Here is a 13,404-nt window from a genome sequence, read left to right on the forward strand (position 1 = left end):
AGAGGCAACGACCGTGCCCACCATCGCCATCGTCGGCGCCGGCCCCGGTATGGGCCTCGCCATCGCCCGCACCTTCGGCAGCCGCGGCTTCGACGTCGCCCTGATCGCCCGGACCAAGGAGAAGCTTCAGACCCTGGTCGGCCGGCTCGGCCAGGAAGACATCACGGCCGCCGCGTTCCCCGCCGACGTGATGGACCGCGCCTCACTGACGGACGCCCTGGACGCGGCCAAGGCCCGCTTCGGCGGCATCGACGTCCTGGAGTACTCGCCGGCCGCGCACTCCCTGCTGGAAGACTCGCCCACCGCGCACTCCCCGGTGCCCGCCCTCACCCTGGCCACTCCCTCGGAGGCCACGGTGGACAACCTGCAGCCGCAGATCGAGTACGTCTTCTACGGCGCCGTCACCGCCACCCGCACAGTGCTGCCCGCCATGCGGGAGGCGGGCGCCGGCACCCTGCTGTTCACCACTGGCGGCGGTTCGGTGGATCCCGTCCCCATGCTCGGCAACATCCACGCCGCCGGCGCGGCCCTGCGCAACTGGGTCATCAACCTGGACAAGGAGCTGGCCGGCAGCGGTGTGCACGCCGCCCACGTGGCGATCAACGTGTGGATCGGCGACGGCGGACCGGAGGGCTTCCCGACGGCCACACCCGAGCAGATCGCCCCCCTGTACTGGGACCTACACGAAAAGCGTGACCGCTCCGAGGCCGTCTTCAACGCCTGACCGGCCGGCTCACCCCGCTCCCGGGAGGGACATCCGCTTCCTCCCTGCCCCGTCCCCTCCCGTAAGGAATCCGTACGTGAACGTCTTCTTGTGGATAGTCCAGGCCGTGCTGGCCGCCATGTTCGCCATGGCCGGCGTCATGAAGTCCACCCAGCCCAAGGAGAAGCTGGCCGGCCAGCTGCCCTGGACGGCCGACTTCTCCCAGGGCACCGTCCGCTTCATCGGCATCGTGGAGTTCGCCGCAGCCCTCGGGCTGATCCTCCCCCCGGCCACCGACATCGCCCCCGTGCTGACCCCGCTGGCCGCGACCGGCCTGATCGTGGTCATGGTGCTGGCCGCGATCACTCACGCCCGCCGCAAGGAGCCCGGCGCGATCGCCTTCAACGCCGCTCTGCTGATCCCGGCCGCCCTGGTGGCCTGGGGCCGCTTCGGGCCGTACAGCTTCTGACCCTCTCCGTCCTGCCCCCTTACCCCGCCTCCTTACCTCCGCCTTCTGACCGCCACCGCGAGGAACCCCCTGATGCGTGTCACCGTCTTCGGCGCGTCCGGTGCCATCGGCCGCCTGGTCGTCCAGCAGCTTCTGGACGACGGCCACCAGGTCACCGCCCTGGTCCGCACACCGGCCAAGCTCGCCCTGACCCACTCCCATCTCACGGTCGTCGCCAGGCAGTTGTCCGACCGCGATGCCGTCGAGCAGGCCGTCAGTGGCGCCGACGCGGTGATCAGCGCGCTCGGCCCGTCCCTGAAACGGTCCACGACCGGCACCCAGGTGACGGACGGAACCCGCACCATCGTGCAGGCCATGGAGGCGCATGAGGTCACCCGGTTCATCGGCCTGGCCACGCCCTCGCTGGCCGATCCGCGGGACAGGCCGCACTGGAAGCACAAGGTGCTGCCCGTCGCCGCCGGCCTGATGTTCCCCAACGCGCTGGCCGAACTGAAGGGCATGACCGAGGCCGTCACCGGCTCCGATCTCGACTACACCATCGCCCGCATCACCAACCCGACGAACAAGCCCGCCACCGGCCGCATCCGCTCGGGTTTCCTCGGCCACGACAAGGTCGCCTCCGCAATGACCCGCGCCGACATCGCCGCGTTCCTCGTCGCCCAGCTCACCGACACCCGCTACCGGCGGGCCATGCCCGCCATCAGCAACTGAGGCCAGGACCCGCCATGACCTTCGAAGCCGGCGGCCACTCATTCGGCAACAAGTCCTCAGCCGTCGTCACCGCGGTTCTGCGCGTGCTCGCCGTCGTCGTCGACCGGGGCCGCTTCGCCCCTCTGCGGCTGGTGAACCCGATCCGCGTCGCCCACCGCACCTCCAGCCAGGAGCCCGCCCATGTCGCCTGACCAACTGATGATGCGCGCCGCCCAGTACGACCGTTACGGAGGCCCCGAAGTGCTCTCCGTCGGTACCGTCCCGCGTCCGTCCCCCGGTCCGGGCCAGGTGCTCGTCCGGGTCCACGCATCCAGTGTCAACCCGGTCGAAACGAAGATCCGCTCCGGCGCGATGCGTCTGATGACCGGGCGGCGCTTCCCCAAACGCACCGGATTCGACTTCGCCGGAGAGGTGGTCGAACTCGGCAGCAAGGTCAGCGACGTCACGGTGGGCGAACACGTGTGGGGCATGCTCAGCGACTTCTCCGGACGAACGGGCGCGGCCGGCGAATACCTCCTGGCCAAACCCCAGTCCATCAGCACCGCACCCAGCGGCACCGACCTGGTGGCAGCCGCCGCCCTGCCCTCGGTCGGCGTCACCGCACTGCGCGCCCTCCGCGACAGCCTGCGCCTGCGCCCGGGGCAACGACTGCTCGTGGTCGGCGCGAGCGGCGGCGTCGGCAGCACGGCGGTCCAACTGGCCCACGCCTGGGGAGCACACGTCACCACCATCGCCGGCGCCGCCAACGCCCCGTTCTGCCGCGAACTCGGCGCCGACGTGACCCTGGACTACGCCACCACCCCACCGAACTCCCTGAAAGGGAAGTTCGACGCCGTCCTCGACTGCCACGGCTCCTCGGTCCGCGACTACCGCCGCGCCCTCCGCCCCGGCGGGCGCATCGCCTCGCCCTCCGCCGGCGCCATAACGTTCGCCCTGCTGTCCACCGTCCTGCCCGGCCCGCGCGTACGCCTCCTCATGGCCAGCTCCCGACGCGCGGACCTGAAAACCCTCGCCGATCACGTGGACGGGAAAGACCTGCGCCCGGTCATCGAGCGCGTCTATCCCCTGGACGAGATCCAGGACGCCCACCGAGCCACCGAAACCGGCCACGCCCGCGGCAAGCGCGTCATCCGCCTCGTGTAGCGCCGAGGGGGTGTCGTCCGAGCTCTCTGCCGCTGGGAGTCGGTTCCGTTGTGAGCGGCGCCGACATCGCCGCGCTCCTTGTCCTCCCGGCTCACCCGCGCCCTCCACCGGCGAGCCATGCCCGCCATCAGCAACTCAAGCCAGGACTCCGCCATGACCTTCGAACTCGGCGTCTACTCCTTCGGCAACACCCCGCGCCTGCCCGATGGCAGCCGCGGCCCCACCGCCCAGGCCATCCGCGACGTACTGGAAGCCATCAAGCTCGCCGACGAGGTGGGCCTGGACTTCTTCGGGGTGGGCGAGCACCACATGCGGGCGATGCCGCTGTCCTCGCCCACCTCCGTGGTCAACGCCGCCGCGGCCACCACCCACCGGATCAAGCTCGGCACCACGGTCACCGTCCTGTCGACCGACGACCCGATCCGGGTGTTCCAGCAGCTCGCGACCGCCGCTTCCCTCGCGCCCGGACGCATCGAAGCCGTGGCCGGACGCGGCTCGTCGACGATCACGTTCCCGTTGTTCGACCACAACGAGCACGACTACGACATGCTCTACGCGTCCAAACTCGCCCTGCTGATGGCGGTCAACGCCGGCGAGAACATCACCTGGCACGGGCCCCACCGCAAGCGGCCGCTCCAGGATGTCACCGTCTTCCCCCGCCCCGAGGAACCGCTGAAGATCTGGCTCGGCACCGGCGGCAGCCCCGACTCGGTCTACCGCGCCGTCGAGCTCGGGCTGCCGATGTTCCTGGGTGTCCTCGGTGGCACGCCCGAGCACTGGGCGCGCTACGGGCACGCCTACCGCGCCGCCTGGGACGAGGCCGGGCACCCCGCCGAGCGGGCCGACATCGCAGTGGCCGTGCACGGCTTCGTCGCCGAGTCCGCCACCCAGGCCCGGTCCACCTACCTGGAGTACGAGCACCGGATGATGGCCGAGGGCAGCGCCGAACTGGGCCGCCCCGCTCCCTCGCGCGCCGACCGAGCCGCAGCCATCGAACCCGGCGGCATGGTCTTCGTCGGCAGCCCCGACGAGATCGCCGACCGCATCCTCCACCTGCACGGGCTGCTCGGTCACACCCGCCAGATCCTGCAGATGGACGTCGGCGGCATGCCACAGCGCGACTTCCTGCGCGCCATCGAACTCCTCGGCACGAAAGTGCTGCCCCAGATCCGCGCCGAGCTGGCGAAACCATGAGCAGGAACCGTCCCCACCACGGCAGCCGCCTACCGCCTCGCGATCTCCGCCATACGACCGGCTCGGCGCCCCGACCAGCGGGTGCCGCCTCCGCAAGCCCAGCGATGTGCCCCCGGGCCGACCGCCGACCAATCCGGCGGACTCCGCGCCGCCGAGGTCGCCCTCGCCATCCGCGGGGAACCAGCCCCGCCGCCGCCCGAAGTGACGGCGGCGTGAAGACCGTCGCCACCGGCTTACGCGCCCGTGGTCCGCCGACTCTCCTCATGCCCCGGGCGCCTGATGCCCGCCCTCAGTGATCCCCCCCACCATGAAGGAGCAGACCGCAATGACCACGACCACCGATCCGTCCTACGTCGACCCGGCACTGATCAACCCCCGCGCGTTACGTCTCGTCGAGGCGTTCAAGGACGCCCTGGCCCGCCTCCGCGACGAGGAAGGGCTGACCTTCGACGACCTCAACGCCGTCACCGACCTGTTCCAGCAGCTCCAGAAGGCCACCGGCGCCCCCCTCGCGCTGGTCGCCATGCCCCTGTACGGCGAGCTGTTCCAGGGTGGCCGGGACGGCTACACCCCCTCCGAGGATGTCAAGAGCCCCACCGTCATCCCCGGTTCCCCGCGTATCGACAACCCCGGCACCCTGCCGATGCGGCCGGACGAGCCCGGCACCCCGCTGATCGTGTCCGGCCGCGTTCTGGACGGCCACGGTCAGCCGCTCGCGGGCGCCAGGCTGGAGATCTACCACGCGGCCAACAACGGCAACTACTCCGGTCTGTACGACGACGGAGTGCCCAAGTACAACCTGCGCGGGCACCTGTTCACCGACGCCGACGGCCACTACACCTTCACCACCGTCACCCCCGTCGCCTACGCCGACGAATACGCCATGGCGATCGACAGCGTCGTCGAGGCCGCCGCTGCCCTCGGCCGCAGCCTCTACCGTCCGGCCCACATCCACTACGAGGTCCACCACCCCGATCTGATCACCCCCTGGTTCGGCGAGATCTACTTCAAGGGAGACCCCGTCATCCCCGTCGACTTCGTCGGCTCGAAGCTGGCCCACCCCGCCCTGCAGGCGGACACCGCCCTGCACGAGAACCCCGAGGACATAGCCGCCCACGGTTTCCAGGGCCCCTACCGGACCATGGAGTTCGACTTCGTCCTCAAGACCCGCACCAGCCCGGACACCATCACTCCGAAGGGGGAGAAGGCATGACTCCCGAGGACGTCACGGCCTGGTCGCTGGCCCGGCTGAACACGGCCTTCTTCCACCGCTACGACCGCCGTGAGTACGACGAGCTCCTCGAACTGTTCGCCCCCGACGCCCTGTACGAGGTCCGTGGACGCAAGCTGCGCGGCCATGCCGAGATCCTTGACGTGCTCAACGCCCGTTCCGGTCCCGAGGTGACAATCCGCCACCTCGTCACCAACCAACAGTTCCATGGCATCGGGGACGGGACCGCCCAGGGCACCGTCACCTTCATCGCCTACGCCGGCCCCACCCCCGTCGACGAGGGCCCCGCCCTGTATCCGGCCGCGAACGCCGGACACATCCAGGAACTGAACGACCACTACCGGCTCGACAACGGGCACTGGAAGATCGCCCACCGCGTGGTCCACCCGGTCCTCGCCCCAGCCCCCGCCTGATCACCCCCACGGTGTCGTCGTGTCTCGTCGGCGGGAGCCGTCTTGGCAGCTCCCGCCGACGAGCATCTGCCCGTTGAGGAAGAGCCGCGACCAGAGGCGGGACACGTCACGTGCCGTTGGCGCAGCGCGCTTTCCAAGCACGGGGTCACCAAAGCGCTGGAACGGCACTACCGACGAAGAGACCCGACAGCCCTTTCAGGGCGTCACCGCAGGCGGTTCCGCCGGGGCCGCAGCGACAGCCAGTCGGCAATCCCACAAAACGAAGATCAACTGCGACCTCCGTCAACTGACAAGGAGTCAAGAACATGCGACGCTCGGGAACGATGAAGCGCAGGGCCATGGGGGCACTTGTCGGGGGTGCCCTGTCCATAGCGACTCTGCTGGGCGCGAGCGGAGCCGCCAGCGCGGCCGGCTCCTTCTCGGTGACCGGTGGCGGACCGACGCCGCAGGCGGCGAATGATGCTGCGGCGGCGAACGCGAGCGCTGCCTGTGGCGGCAGCTACGTCTACGACAGCCAGGGCAGCCTCGTCGGGAATCCGGGTGGCACCTGGTGGACCGCCACCATATGGATCGAGTGCCTCTGACGCCGGGTAACCGCCGTCAGGCAGGCCGATAAACCCCGACGCTCCCGGCGCGCGGAGAGGGCGCGGCGGGAGCCTCACCGTCAGTGCGTTCCGTCGTCTCTGGCTCTGGGCTCTGGTCTCCGACCGTGGGCCTCTGCGACGTTACGACCGACCGCGAACGTGGCATGCGGCGGCGAGGAGCCCGGACTTCGCGTAGTTCCGGGGGAGGCGGTCTCCGTACCGTCGTACCACGTGACCGGTTCAGCCGACGGGCTGGTCGGCGGTCTTGGGGGAGGGACCGTACTGGTTGGTGCCCGGGGTGCTGTCCACTGTCATGCCCAGGAGGTAGAGGACGGGGCCGACGGCCGGGATCAGGGCGATGAGCATCCTCCAGCCGGACCTGCCGGTGTCGTGCAACCGGCGGACGGAGACGCTCAGCATCGGCACGATGAACGGCAGCAGGAAGACGCTGAGCAACGGAGCCTCGATCGCGAAGGCGACCCCGACGATCACGGCGGCGGCACCCATGTACAGCACCGAGAACCACCAGTACTCCGCGCGCCGTGCGCGACCGGAGAACGTGGCGAACTTGGAGGTGAGGCACGTGCGTGCCGCATCGGTCAACGACATGCTGGTCACGGCGGTCCTTTCGCAGAAGTGTCATGGGGGCACGGTGGATCGGGCGGTGAGAGTTCGGCCGTGCCTTCCGTGTCGGCAGTACGGCCCCCGCGGTGCAGGCCGTACGAGCCGTACGACGGGTCAGCACTTGGAGAGCTCTGCCCATCGCCGATTCGGATAGGTCGCTCCGTTTTCGTGAGCAGCGTAGCACGGGAAGTGGATAGGGTGATCCGATTTCTGGAGCGGGGCACCGGATGACCACGGGCCCTGGGGTTGCGCCGTAATGAGGCGTTTGCGGCCGTGGGACTCGACGGCCGCGCCAAGGGCACAGGACCTCTGCGCAAGGACTTCGACCCGTGTCCGGTACTGGTCCGCACGTCGGCGCCGTGTCCGCATGGTGCCGCGTCGTCGCTCCCGTGATCAATTGAGCGCGACGAGCCTGCGGATGCCGCGGAACCCCTTCGGGTCGGCCAGACCTCGTCCGTCACCGCACTTTCAGGACGGTCTTCCCCAGCGAGTGGCCGGCTTCGACCGCAGTGAGAGCCATCGCGGCCTCGGTGAAGGGCGCGACCTTCGTGACGTGGGGGTCGAGCATGCCGGACTCGACCAGTTCGGCGAGAGGGGCGAGTGCCTCCCCGTTCTGCGCCACCTGGAAGTAGTCACCGCCGAGTTCGGACGCTGCCGTCGGATCCACCGCGGTGACGATCCTGGACTTGTCCACGGCGAGACCGGCGACGGCGTACAGGGCGTCGCCGCCGACCAGGTCGAGGATGGCGTCCACGCCGTTCGGGGTTACCGCGGCTACCCGCTCGGCCACTCCTTGTCCGTAGGCGACGTGGGTGGCCCCGAGGGAAGAGGCGAACTCCGCCTTGCCCGGACTGGCGGTGCCGATCACGGTGACGCCCAGGTCGCGGGCGATCTGCAGGGCGGCGACGCCGATACCGCCACCGGCTCCGTTCACCAGCAGGGTGGCACCGGGCGTGAGGTTCAGCCGGTCTATGCCCTGGTGGGCGGTGGCCGCCGACACCGACAGGGCCGCGGCGTCCGTGAACGACACGGCGGTCGGCTTGTGTGCCGCGGTCTGGGCGGGCAGCAGCGCGTGTTCGGCGTAGCCGCCGGCCAACGGCAGGGCCCCGAAAACCTCGTCTCCGATCCCGAACCCCTCGACCCCGTCGCCGATCTCTTCGACGACGCCGGAGACCTCTGTACCCAAGACTGCCGGCAGTGTCAGAGGAAGGACCGCCCGCAGGTAGCCGGCGCGTACCTTCCAGTCGACCGGGTTCACCCCGGCCGCGTGCACCGCGACCAGAAGCTGACCCGGCCCCGGAACGGGCCTGGGCAGATCGACGAAGGTCTGCGTCTCGGGACCGCCGTACTCGGTGAAGACGTATGCCTTGGACATGGCTCCTCGTTCTGCTGGATGTGGGGAAGACTCGGGTGGCTGGAAAGTCGGGAACTCGGGCGTGAACCGCGAAGCGGTGTCGCTGGTCTGGGCGGGCAGGTCCCGGTACAGCGGGGCGATCTTTGTCGGGAGGGGCCGTGGCAAGCTTCTGGGCCGCCCTCGCGGGTCCGCACGGTGATCGCCGTGGCCTGCCTCGCTCCGGTCCGACGGATGCCGCCCCAGGGCCGCGGCGGAGAAATTCCCCGGCAGCTGAGCCGCCGTTCTGGATTCGCGCTCTGTCTTCGATCACTCGCCGGCCGCACCGGAGGCCCGCCGAGTCGAGGAACCTCCGGCGCGGTGGCGTGCGGTTGGCTCGGGTCCGTCTCCGCGTCGTCGGACCCGGGGTGTCCGCGTGACGTCAGAGCGTCACAACCGGCTCGCCATCGAGGAAGATCGCGTGCGTGTTGTAGAACGCGTCGAGACCTTCGGGGCCGAGTTCGCGCCCGTAACCGGACTGCTTGACGCCGCCGAACGGCACCCCGAGGTCGATGGTGATGCCGTTGTTGATCGAGACCGTACCGCTGCGGATCTTGCGGGCGACCTCCAGCGCATGCTGCTCGTCAGCGCCGTAGACAGCAGCGTTGAGCCCGAACTCGGTGTGGTTGGCCAGCCGGATCGCCTCGGCCTCGTCGCGGTAGGTCAGCACCGCGGTCACCGGGCCGAAGATCTCCTCCTGCGCGACACGGGAGTCGGGCGACACGTCAGTGATGATGGTCGGTGAGACGTAGTAGCCCTTGTCGAACCCGGGCGCGCGGCCACCGCCGACGGCGAATGTCGCGCCTTCCTGCCGGGCCGTCTCGAAGAAGCCGAGGACCTTGTCGTAGTGCGCCTTGTTGATCATCGGGCCGACCACCGCGTCCGGGTCGTGCGGATCTCCGACCTTGACCTGTGCGAACGCGTCGGCCAGTGCCCCGACGATCTCGTCCTTGCGGCTTTCCGGAACGATCAGCCGGCTCGGATCCGTGCACTGCGCGCCGTTGTTGTTGCAGACGTTGATCGGCAGGGTGTAGACGAGCCGTTCGAGATCCGCGTCCGGCAGGATCACCGCCGGGGACTTTCCGCCGAGTTCGAGCGTGACCTGCTTGAGTGTGGGCGCCGCGGCCGCGGCGATGGCGCGCCCGACGCCCGTCGATCCGGTGAACGTCACCTTGTCCACGCCCGGGTGGCTGACGAGCTGCTGGCTCTGCTCAGGACCGGCGGTGAGGACGTTGATCACGCCGGCCGGCAGGCCGACCTTGAGCGCGGCGTCCGCGATGTAGCCGGCGCTCAACGGCGAGAAGTCGGACGGCTTCATGATGATCGTGCAGCCGGCCAGGAGCGCCGGAGGAAGCTTGAAGGCGGCAAGACCGAGCGGCGCGTTCCACGGCACGATCGCGGCCACGACACCGACGGGCCGTTTCTCGATGCGCGCGGTGACACCGCTCAGGCCGGTGCGGACCTCCTGGAGCTCGGTCGAGTCGGCGAGGCTCGCGTAGTAGCGCAACAGACCGGCGAAGGCCAGAGGGTTTCCGCGGGCGGCACCGATGACCAGCCCGGTCTCGGCCATCACCAACTCGGCGATGACGTCCGTGTGCTGCTCGATCTCGTCGGCGAGCGCGAGCATGTAGTCGGCTCGCTCCTTCACGGACAGCTGAGGCCACGGCCCCTCGTCGAACGCGGTCCGCGCGGCCCGCACCGCGGCATCCACGTCGGCACTCGATGCCAGTGCGACCCTGCCGAACGGCTCTTCCGTCGCCGGATTGACCAGCGACTCTGAGCGGCCGTCCGCGCTCGGGCGCCATTCGTTGTCGATGAACAGGTCACGCTCGATCACGGGGGTCGGTCGACCTTGCTGAGGCATGGAGAACTCCTTGGGGGCGATAATGGGTTGACCTATCCATTTATTTGGACGGCCATGTCCAAAGTAACAGACGTGCCTGTCCAGAACTACTAGACTGAGCTCATGAGCACTCCAGAGGGCCTCACGCGCAAGGGACTGGCCACCCGCGCCCGCATCGTCGAAGCCGCCGCAGAACTCGTCCTGGCGCGCGGCGTGAACGCGACGACGCTCGAAGATGTCCGAGCTGCGACGAGGACGAGCAGGAGTCAGCTCTTCCACTACTTCCCCGAAGGCAAGCCCGACCTCGTCAGCGCACTCGCGGGCTGGCAGGCCGCGAGGCTGCTGGACGCGCAACGGCCCTCCCTGGAGGAACTCGACTCCTGGGAGGCGTGGCAGAAGTGGCGCGAGGCGATCACGGCCTACTACAGGGCGCAGCCCTACTGGGGCTGCCCCATCGGCTCGATGGTCAATGAGCTCGCCGGCGGCCACGACCAGGTCGCCGCGGCAGCCCAGGAAGCGATGGCGGACTGGCAGCGCCTGCTCCAGACCGGGACCGAGCGCATGATCACTGCGGGCCTGCTGCGGGCCGACACCGATCCGCAGCGGCTCGCCCGCTCGATTCTCGCGATTCTGCAAGGGGGGCTGCTGATGACGAAGACGACCCGCAGCGAAGAGCCGCTCCTCGACGCACTCGACACGATCTTCCTCACCTTGCGAGCACACGCCGTCGAGCCGCCACGCTGAGGGCGGCGGTCTCGAGCGGTGGTCGGGCTCCGGAGCCGGTGCCGGTCGGCTGGACACGCCTGCTGTGTGTCGTGAACCGGATAGGCGTCCGAGTGTGCGGAACTCTCCTCGGCGGGCGTCGGCCGACGCTGCGGGCAAGACCCCTCGGTCACTGCGGTCGCGGACACCGTCAGGAGGCCCGAGGGGTGTTCGTCACTTGCCTCATGCGCCGAGGCCGCGGCGCAGTGCGGCGAGCATGTCGGCGAGTACGCGTGTGCCCACCGCGGATTCAGGGATGAGGCCTCCGTGCAGAACTCCTGGGTAGAGGACGAGTTCGGTGGGGACGTCGGCGTGTGCGAGGCGCTGGGCGTAGTCGATGTCCTCGTCGCGGAACGGGTCGTACTGGCAGGCGGAGACGAACGCGGGAGGCAGTCCGGACAGGTCCTGGGCGCGGGCGGGCGCGGCGTAGGCCGAAACCTCGGCGGTGCCCCGGCGTCCCTCGCCGAGGTAGCAGTCCCAACTTACCTGCGTTGCACGGCTGTTCCACAGCGGTACGTCATCGTACGTGCGCATCGACGGCGTTTGGAGGCGGTCGTCGAGTTCGGGGACGCCCAGGTACTGGAAGCACGGCGTGGGCCCGCCGCGGTCACGGGCCAGGAGCGTCACCGCGGCGGCGAGGCCGCCGCCCGCGCTCTCCCCGGCGATCCCGAGGCGGTGGGGGTCGATGCCCAGTTCGTTCGCCGACTTCGCGGTCCATGCCAGGGCTGCGTAGCAGTCCTCCAGCCCGGCGGGGAAGGGGTGTTCCGGGGCGAGCCGGTACTCGACGGAGACCACGACAGTGCCGACCTCCGCGGCGATGCGGGTGGCGGTGGCGTCGAACTGCTCGACACTGCCCATGATGAATCCGCCGCCGTGGATGAACAGCAGGCCGGGCAGCAGGCCGTCGTGCTCCGCGGGACGGTAGACGCGGACCAACACGTCGGGTGCGCCGTCGGGCCCGGGGACGGTGACGTCGGCGGTGCTGATCGGGATGTCCGGCTCGTAGACCGGCAGGCCGCCTCGGACCGCTGCCTCGCCCATTGCTCGTAGCTCATGGAAGTCGGCGAACGGCCCGTTGGGGAACAGGTCGAGCCAGGGTGCGATCTCGGGGTCGTACGCGTAGGTCATGAAGCCTCCTTGGCGAGGTCGGGCGAGGTCGGGCGAGGATCCGGTGAGCGCGGCGTGAGCGACCTCGCAGGGCCCGGTGTCGCGGCATCGGTGCTCGGTGAGTGCACCGATGTGACGGGCGCCCGCTGCCGGACGGTGACCAGGGTCTTCACCTGCCGACGTCGGGGCGTCGTGGGCGATGGACGACACCCGGACCAGTCCCAGCGCGATGGATGCGAGGACGGGCAGCACAGCGTGGACGGCGCCGGCTGCGCGGTGCAGCTCAAGTAAGGCGGTGCGCTTGATGACGCCGATCAGCGCACCAGCGGAGACATACGTCCCCACCGCAGGCGTCGGGAGGAGTGAACGCGGCGGGACCCTCTTTCGGACCGCGCCGCCGCAGCGTCAAGCGCGATGGCGCGATCCGGCTCCGGCGAAGGAGGAGAGGACGGAGCCCTGGTGCGATCTCAGAGGCTGAAGACGAGTTCGGCCTGGTTGCGCTTGGTGGTGTGCAGCTCCCAGTAGACCGGGGAGATCTCCTCGGGCTGGGCGGTCGGGAAGCCGGGGACGGCCGGCGTGCCGATCGACACGTCGATGCCGACGTGGGCGGCCTGGACGCCGGTGCCGTCCAGCTCCTTGTGGAGGTTGATCGCCCAGTTGCGCAGCGCGGCGGCGGCGGCGTTGACGTTGCCGACCTGCGGCACGGGATCGATGGAGCCCGCGCCGGTGGTGTAGAGCAGCGTGCCCGCGTCGGCTTCCCGCATCGCCGGCAGCACCGCCTTGGTGGCGGTGATGGCGCCGTAGAGCTGGAACTCGATCTCGTGCTGCACCTGGGCCGGTTCGGCCTCGGCCGGGGTGGCCAGCGTGGTGGCGAGGCCCGCGACCGGGGAGTACTCCAGGACGTCGATGCTGCCGAACCTCGCGGCGGCGTCCTTGAGGGCCTGGGTGAGGGCGTCGCGGTCGAGGACGTCGGCGGGGAAGGCGGCGGCGGTGATGCCCTCGGTGGTGAGCCTGCCGACGAGATCGTCGAGCTTGGCGCGGTTGCGGGAGATCAGGGCGACGTCCAGGCCCTGGGAGCCGAAGGTGCGGGCGATGGCCAGACCCAGCTGGGGGCCGGCTCCGATGATGGCGATGCTGGTCACAGCGATCCTTTCCTGAGCTGGTCGAAGGAGCAGGTATTCGGATAGGTCTATCCATATCGAGATCCGGATAGGTCTTTCCGGTTCACTG

The 13,404-nt window shown here is 69.7% G+C and carries 16 protein-coding genes; 11 read left to right on the forward strand and 5 right to left on the reverse strand.

Features of this window, described 5'->3' with window-relative positions:
• Nucleotides 1-13 precede the first annotated feature (13 nt).
• The 9 genes from K1J60_RS25390 to K1J60_RS25430 all read left to right on the forward strand — a co-directional run bounded on the left by K1J60_RS25390 (nt 14) and on the right by K1J60_RS25430 (nt 6,448).
• Entirely contained in the window at nt 14-724 is a 711-nt protein-coding gene (locus K1J60_RS25390; RefSeq protein WP_220648192.1) for an SDR family NAD(P)-dependent oxidoreductase, read from the forward strand.
• Nucleotides 725-800: 76 nt separating this feature from the next.
• Nucleotides 801-1,172 carry a DoxX family protein gene (locus tag K1J60_RS25395; RefSeq protein WP_220648193.1) on the forward strand — a complete coding sequence of 124 codons (372 nt, stop codon included), beginning with the start codon at nt 801-803 and terminating at the stop codon, nt 1,170-1,172.
• A 72-nt stretch (nt 1,173-1,244) separates the two neighbouring features.
• Nucleotides 1,245-1,883, forward strand: a complete 639-nt coding sequence (locus K1J60_RS25400; RefSeq protein ID WP_220648194.1) for an NAD(P)-dependent oxidoreductase — start codon at nt 1,245-1,247, stop codon at nt 1,881-1,883.
• 14 nt (nt 1,884-1,897) lie between these two features.
• On the forward strand, nt 1,898-2,074 hold the full coding sequence (locus tag K1J60_RS25405; RefSeq protein ID WP_220648195.1) for a hypothetical protein: 177 nt from the start codon (nt 1,898-1,900) through the stop codon (nt 2,072-2,074).
• Nucleotides 2,064-3,026 (forward strand): NAD(P)-dependent alcohol dehydrogenase, encoded by a 963-nt coding sequence (locus K1J60_RS25410; RefSeq protein ID WP_259407910.1) that lies wholly within the window; start codon nt 2,064-2,066, stop codon nt 3,024-3,026. The genes K1J60_RS25405 and K1J60_RS25410 overlap by 11 nt, the downstream gene beginning before the upstream one ends.
• A 153-nt stretch (nt 3,027-3,179) precedes the next feature.
• Nucleotides 3,180-4,220: an LLM class flavin-dependent oxidoreductase gene (locus tag K1J60_RS25415; protein ID WP_220648196.1), complete on the forward strand. Its 1,041-nt coding sequence runs from the start codon at nt 3,180-3,182 to the stop codon at nt 4,218-4,220.
• Between the two features lie 325 nt (nt 4,221-4,545).
• Entirely contained in the window at nt 4,546-5,433 is an 888-nt protein-coding gene (locus K1J60_RS25420; RefSeq protein WP_220648197.1) for a dioxygenase family protein, read from the forward strand.
• Complete coding sequence (locus K1J60_RS25425; RefSeq protein WP_220648198.1) at nt 5,430-5,864, forward strand: nuclear transport factor 2 family protein; 435 nt, start codon at nt 5,430-5,432, stop codon at nt 5,862-5,864. Before K1J60_RS25420 ends, K1J60_RS25425 begins: the two co-directional genes overlap by 4 nt.
• A 305-nt stretch (nt 5,865-6,169) precedes the next feature.
• Complete coding sequence (locus tag K1J60_RS25430) at nt 6,170-6,448, forward strand: hypothetical protein (protein ID WP_220648199.1); 279 nt, start codon at nt 6,170-6,172, stop codon at nt 6,446-6,448.
• 240 nt (nt 6,449-6,688) lie between these two features.
• Here the strand turns inward: K1J60_RS25430 and K1J60_RS25435 are convergent, their stop codons facing one another.
• From K1J60_RS25435 to K1J60_RS25445, 3 genes are all read right to left on the reverse strand, one after another.
• Nucleotides 6,689-7,057 (reverse strand): DUF805 domain-containing protein, encoded by a 369-nt coding sequence (locus K1J60_RS25435; RefSeq protein WP_220648200.1) that lies wholly within the window; start codon nt 7,055-7,057, stop codon nt 6,689-6,691.
• 472 nt (nt 7,058-7,529) lie between these two features.
• Nucleotides 7,530-8,447, reverse strand: a complete 918-nt coding sequence (locus K1J60_RS25440; RefSeq protein ID WP_220648201.1) for an NADP-dependent oxidoreductase — start codon at nt 8,445-8,447, stop codon at nt 7,530-7,532.
• 397 nt (nt 8,448-8,844) lie between these two features.
• On the reverse strand, nt 8,845-10,326 hold the full coding sequence (locus K1J60_RS25445; RefSeq protein ID WP_220648202.1) for an aldehyde dehydrogenase family protein: 1,482 nt from the start codon (nt 10,324-10,326) through the stop codon (nt 8,845-8,847).
• 102 nt (nt 10,327-10,428) lie between these two features.
• Between K1J60_RS25445 and K1J60_RS25450 the strand changes: the two genes are divergently transcribed.
• The gene (locus tag K1J60_RS25450; RefSeq protein WP_220648203.1) at nt 10,429-11,049 is read left to right on the forward strand and encodes a TetR/AcrR family transcriptional regulator; all 621 of its coding nucleotides are present in this window, start codon (nt 10,429-10,431) and stop codon (nt 11,047-11,049) included.
• 201 nt (nt 11,050-11,250) lie between these two features.
• On the opposite strand, the gene K1J60_RS25455 is transcribed toward K1J60_RS25450, so the two are convergent.
• The gene (locus tag K1J60_RS25455) at nt 11,251-12,195 is read right to left on the reverse strand and encodes an alpha/beta hydrolase (protein ID WP_220648204.1); all 945 of its coding nucleotides are present in this window, start codon (nt 12,193-12,195) and stop codon (nt 11,251-11,253) included.
• A 54-nt stretch (nt 12,196-12,249) separates the two neighbouring features.
• Between K1J60_RS25455 and K1J60_RS25460 the strand changes: the two genes are divergently transcribed.
• Nucleotides 12,250-12,465 carry a hypothetical protein gene (locus K1J60_RS25460; RefSeq protein WP_220648205.1) on the forward strand — a complete coding sequence of 72 codons (216 nt, stop codon included), beginning with the start codon at nt 12,250-12,252 and terminating at the stop codon, nt 12,463-12,465.
• 176 nt (nt 12,466-12,641) lie between these two features.
• Here K1J60_RS25460 and K1J60_RS25465 read toward each other — a convergent pair whose 3' ends face one another.
• On the reverse strand, nt 12,642-13,316 hold the full coding sequence (locus K1J60_RS25465) for an SDR family NAD(P)-dependent oxidoreductase (RefSeq protein ID WP_220648206.1): 675 nt from the start codon (nt 13,314-13,316) through the stop codon (nt 12,642-12,644).
• Nucleotides 13,317-13,404 lie beyond the last annotated feature (88 nt).

The organism is Streptomyces akebiae (assembly GCF_019599145.1).
In the GTDB taxonomy this organism is placed as follows: domain Bacteria; phylum Actinomycetota; class Actinomycetes; order Streptomycetales; family Streptomycetaceae; genus Streptomyces; species Streptomyces akebiae.

What these genes read in the sequence shown, in the direction of transcription:
- K1J60_RS25400 (WP_220648194.1), top strand. Translation starts at nt 1,245, where the DNA reads ATGCGTGTCACCGTCTTCGGCGCGTCCGGTGCCATCGGCCGCCTGGTC.
- K1J60_RS25405 (WP_220648195.1), top strand. Translation starts at nt 1,898, where the DNA reads ATGACCTTCGAAGCCGGCGGCCACTCATTCGGCAACAAGTCCTCAGCC.
- K1J60_RS25410 (WP_259407910.1), top strand. Translation starts at nt 2,064, where the DNA reads ATGTCGCCTGACCAACTGATGATGCGCGCCGCCCAGTACGACCGTTAC.
- K1J60_RS25415 (WP_220648196.1), top strand. Translation starts at nt 3,180, where the DNA reads ATGACCTTCGAACTCGGCGTCTACTCCTTCGGCAACACCCCGCGCCTG.
- K1J60_RS25420 (WP_220648197.1), top strand. Translation starts at nt 4,546, where the DNA reads ATGACCACGACCACCGATCCGTCCTACGTCGACCCGGCACTGATCAAC.
- K1J60_RS25425 (WP_220648198.1), top strand. Translation starts at nt 5,430, where the DNA reads ATGACTCCCGAGGACGTCACGGCCTGGTCGCTGGCCCGGCTGAACACG.
- K1J60_RS25430 (WP_220648199.1), top strand. Translation starts at nt 6,170, where the DNA reads ATGCGACGCTCGGGAACGATGAAGCGCAGGGCCATGGGGGCACTTGTC.
- K1J60_RS25435 (WP_220648200.1), bottom strand. Translation starts at nt 7,057, where the DNA reads ATGTCGTTGACCGATGCGGCACGCACGTGCCTCACCTCCAAGTTCGCC.
- K1J60_RS25440 (WP_220648201.1), bottom strand. Translation starts at nt 8,447, where the DNA reads ATGTCCAAGGCATACGTCTTCACCGAGTACGGCGGTCCCGAGACGCAG.
- K1J60_RS25445 (WP_220648202.1), bottom strand. Translation starts at nt 10,326, where the DNA reads ATGCCTCAGCAAGGTCGACCGACCCCCGTGATCGAGCGTGACCTGTTC.
- K1J60_RS25450 (WP_220648203.1), top strand. Translation starts at nt 10,429, where the DNA reads ATGAGCACTCCAGAGGGCCTCACGCGCAAGGGACTGGCCACCCGCGCC.
- K1J60_RS25455 (WP_220648204.1), bottom strand. Translation starts at nt 12,195, where the DNA reads ATGACCTACGCGTACGACCCCGAGATCGCACCCTGGCTCGACCTGTTC.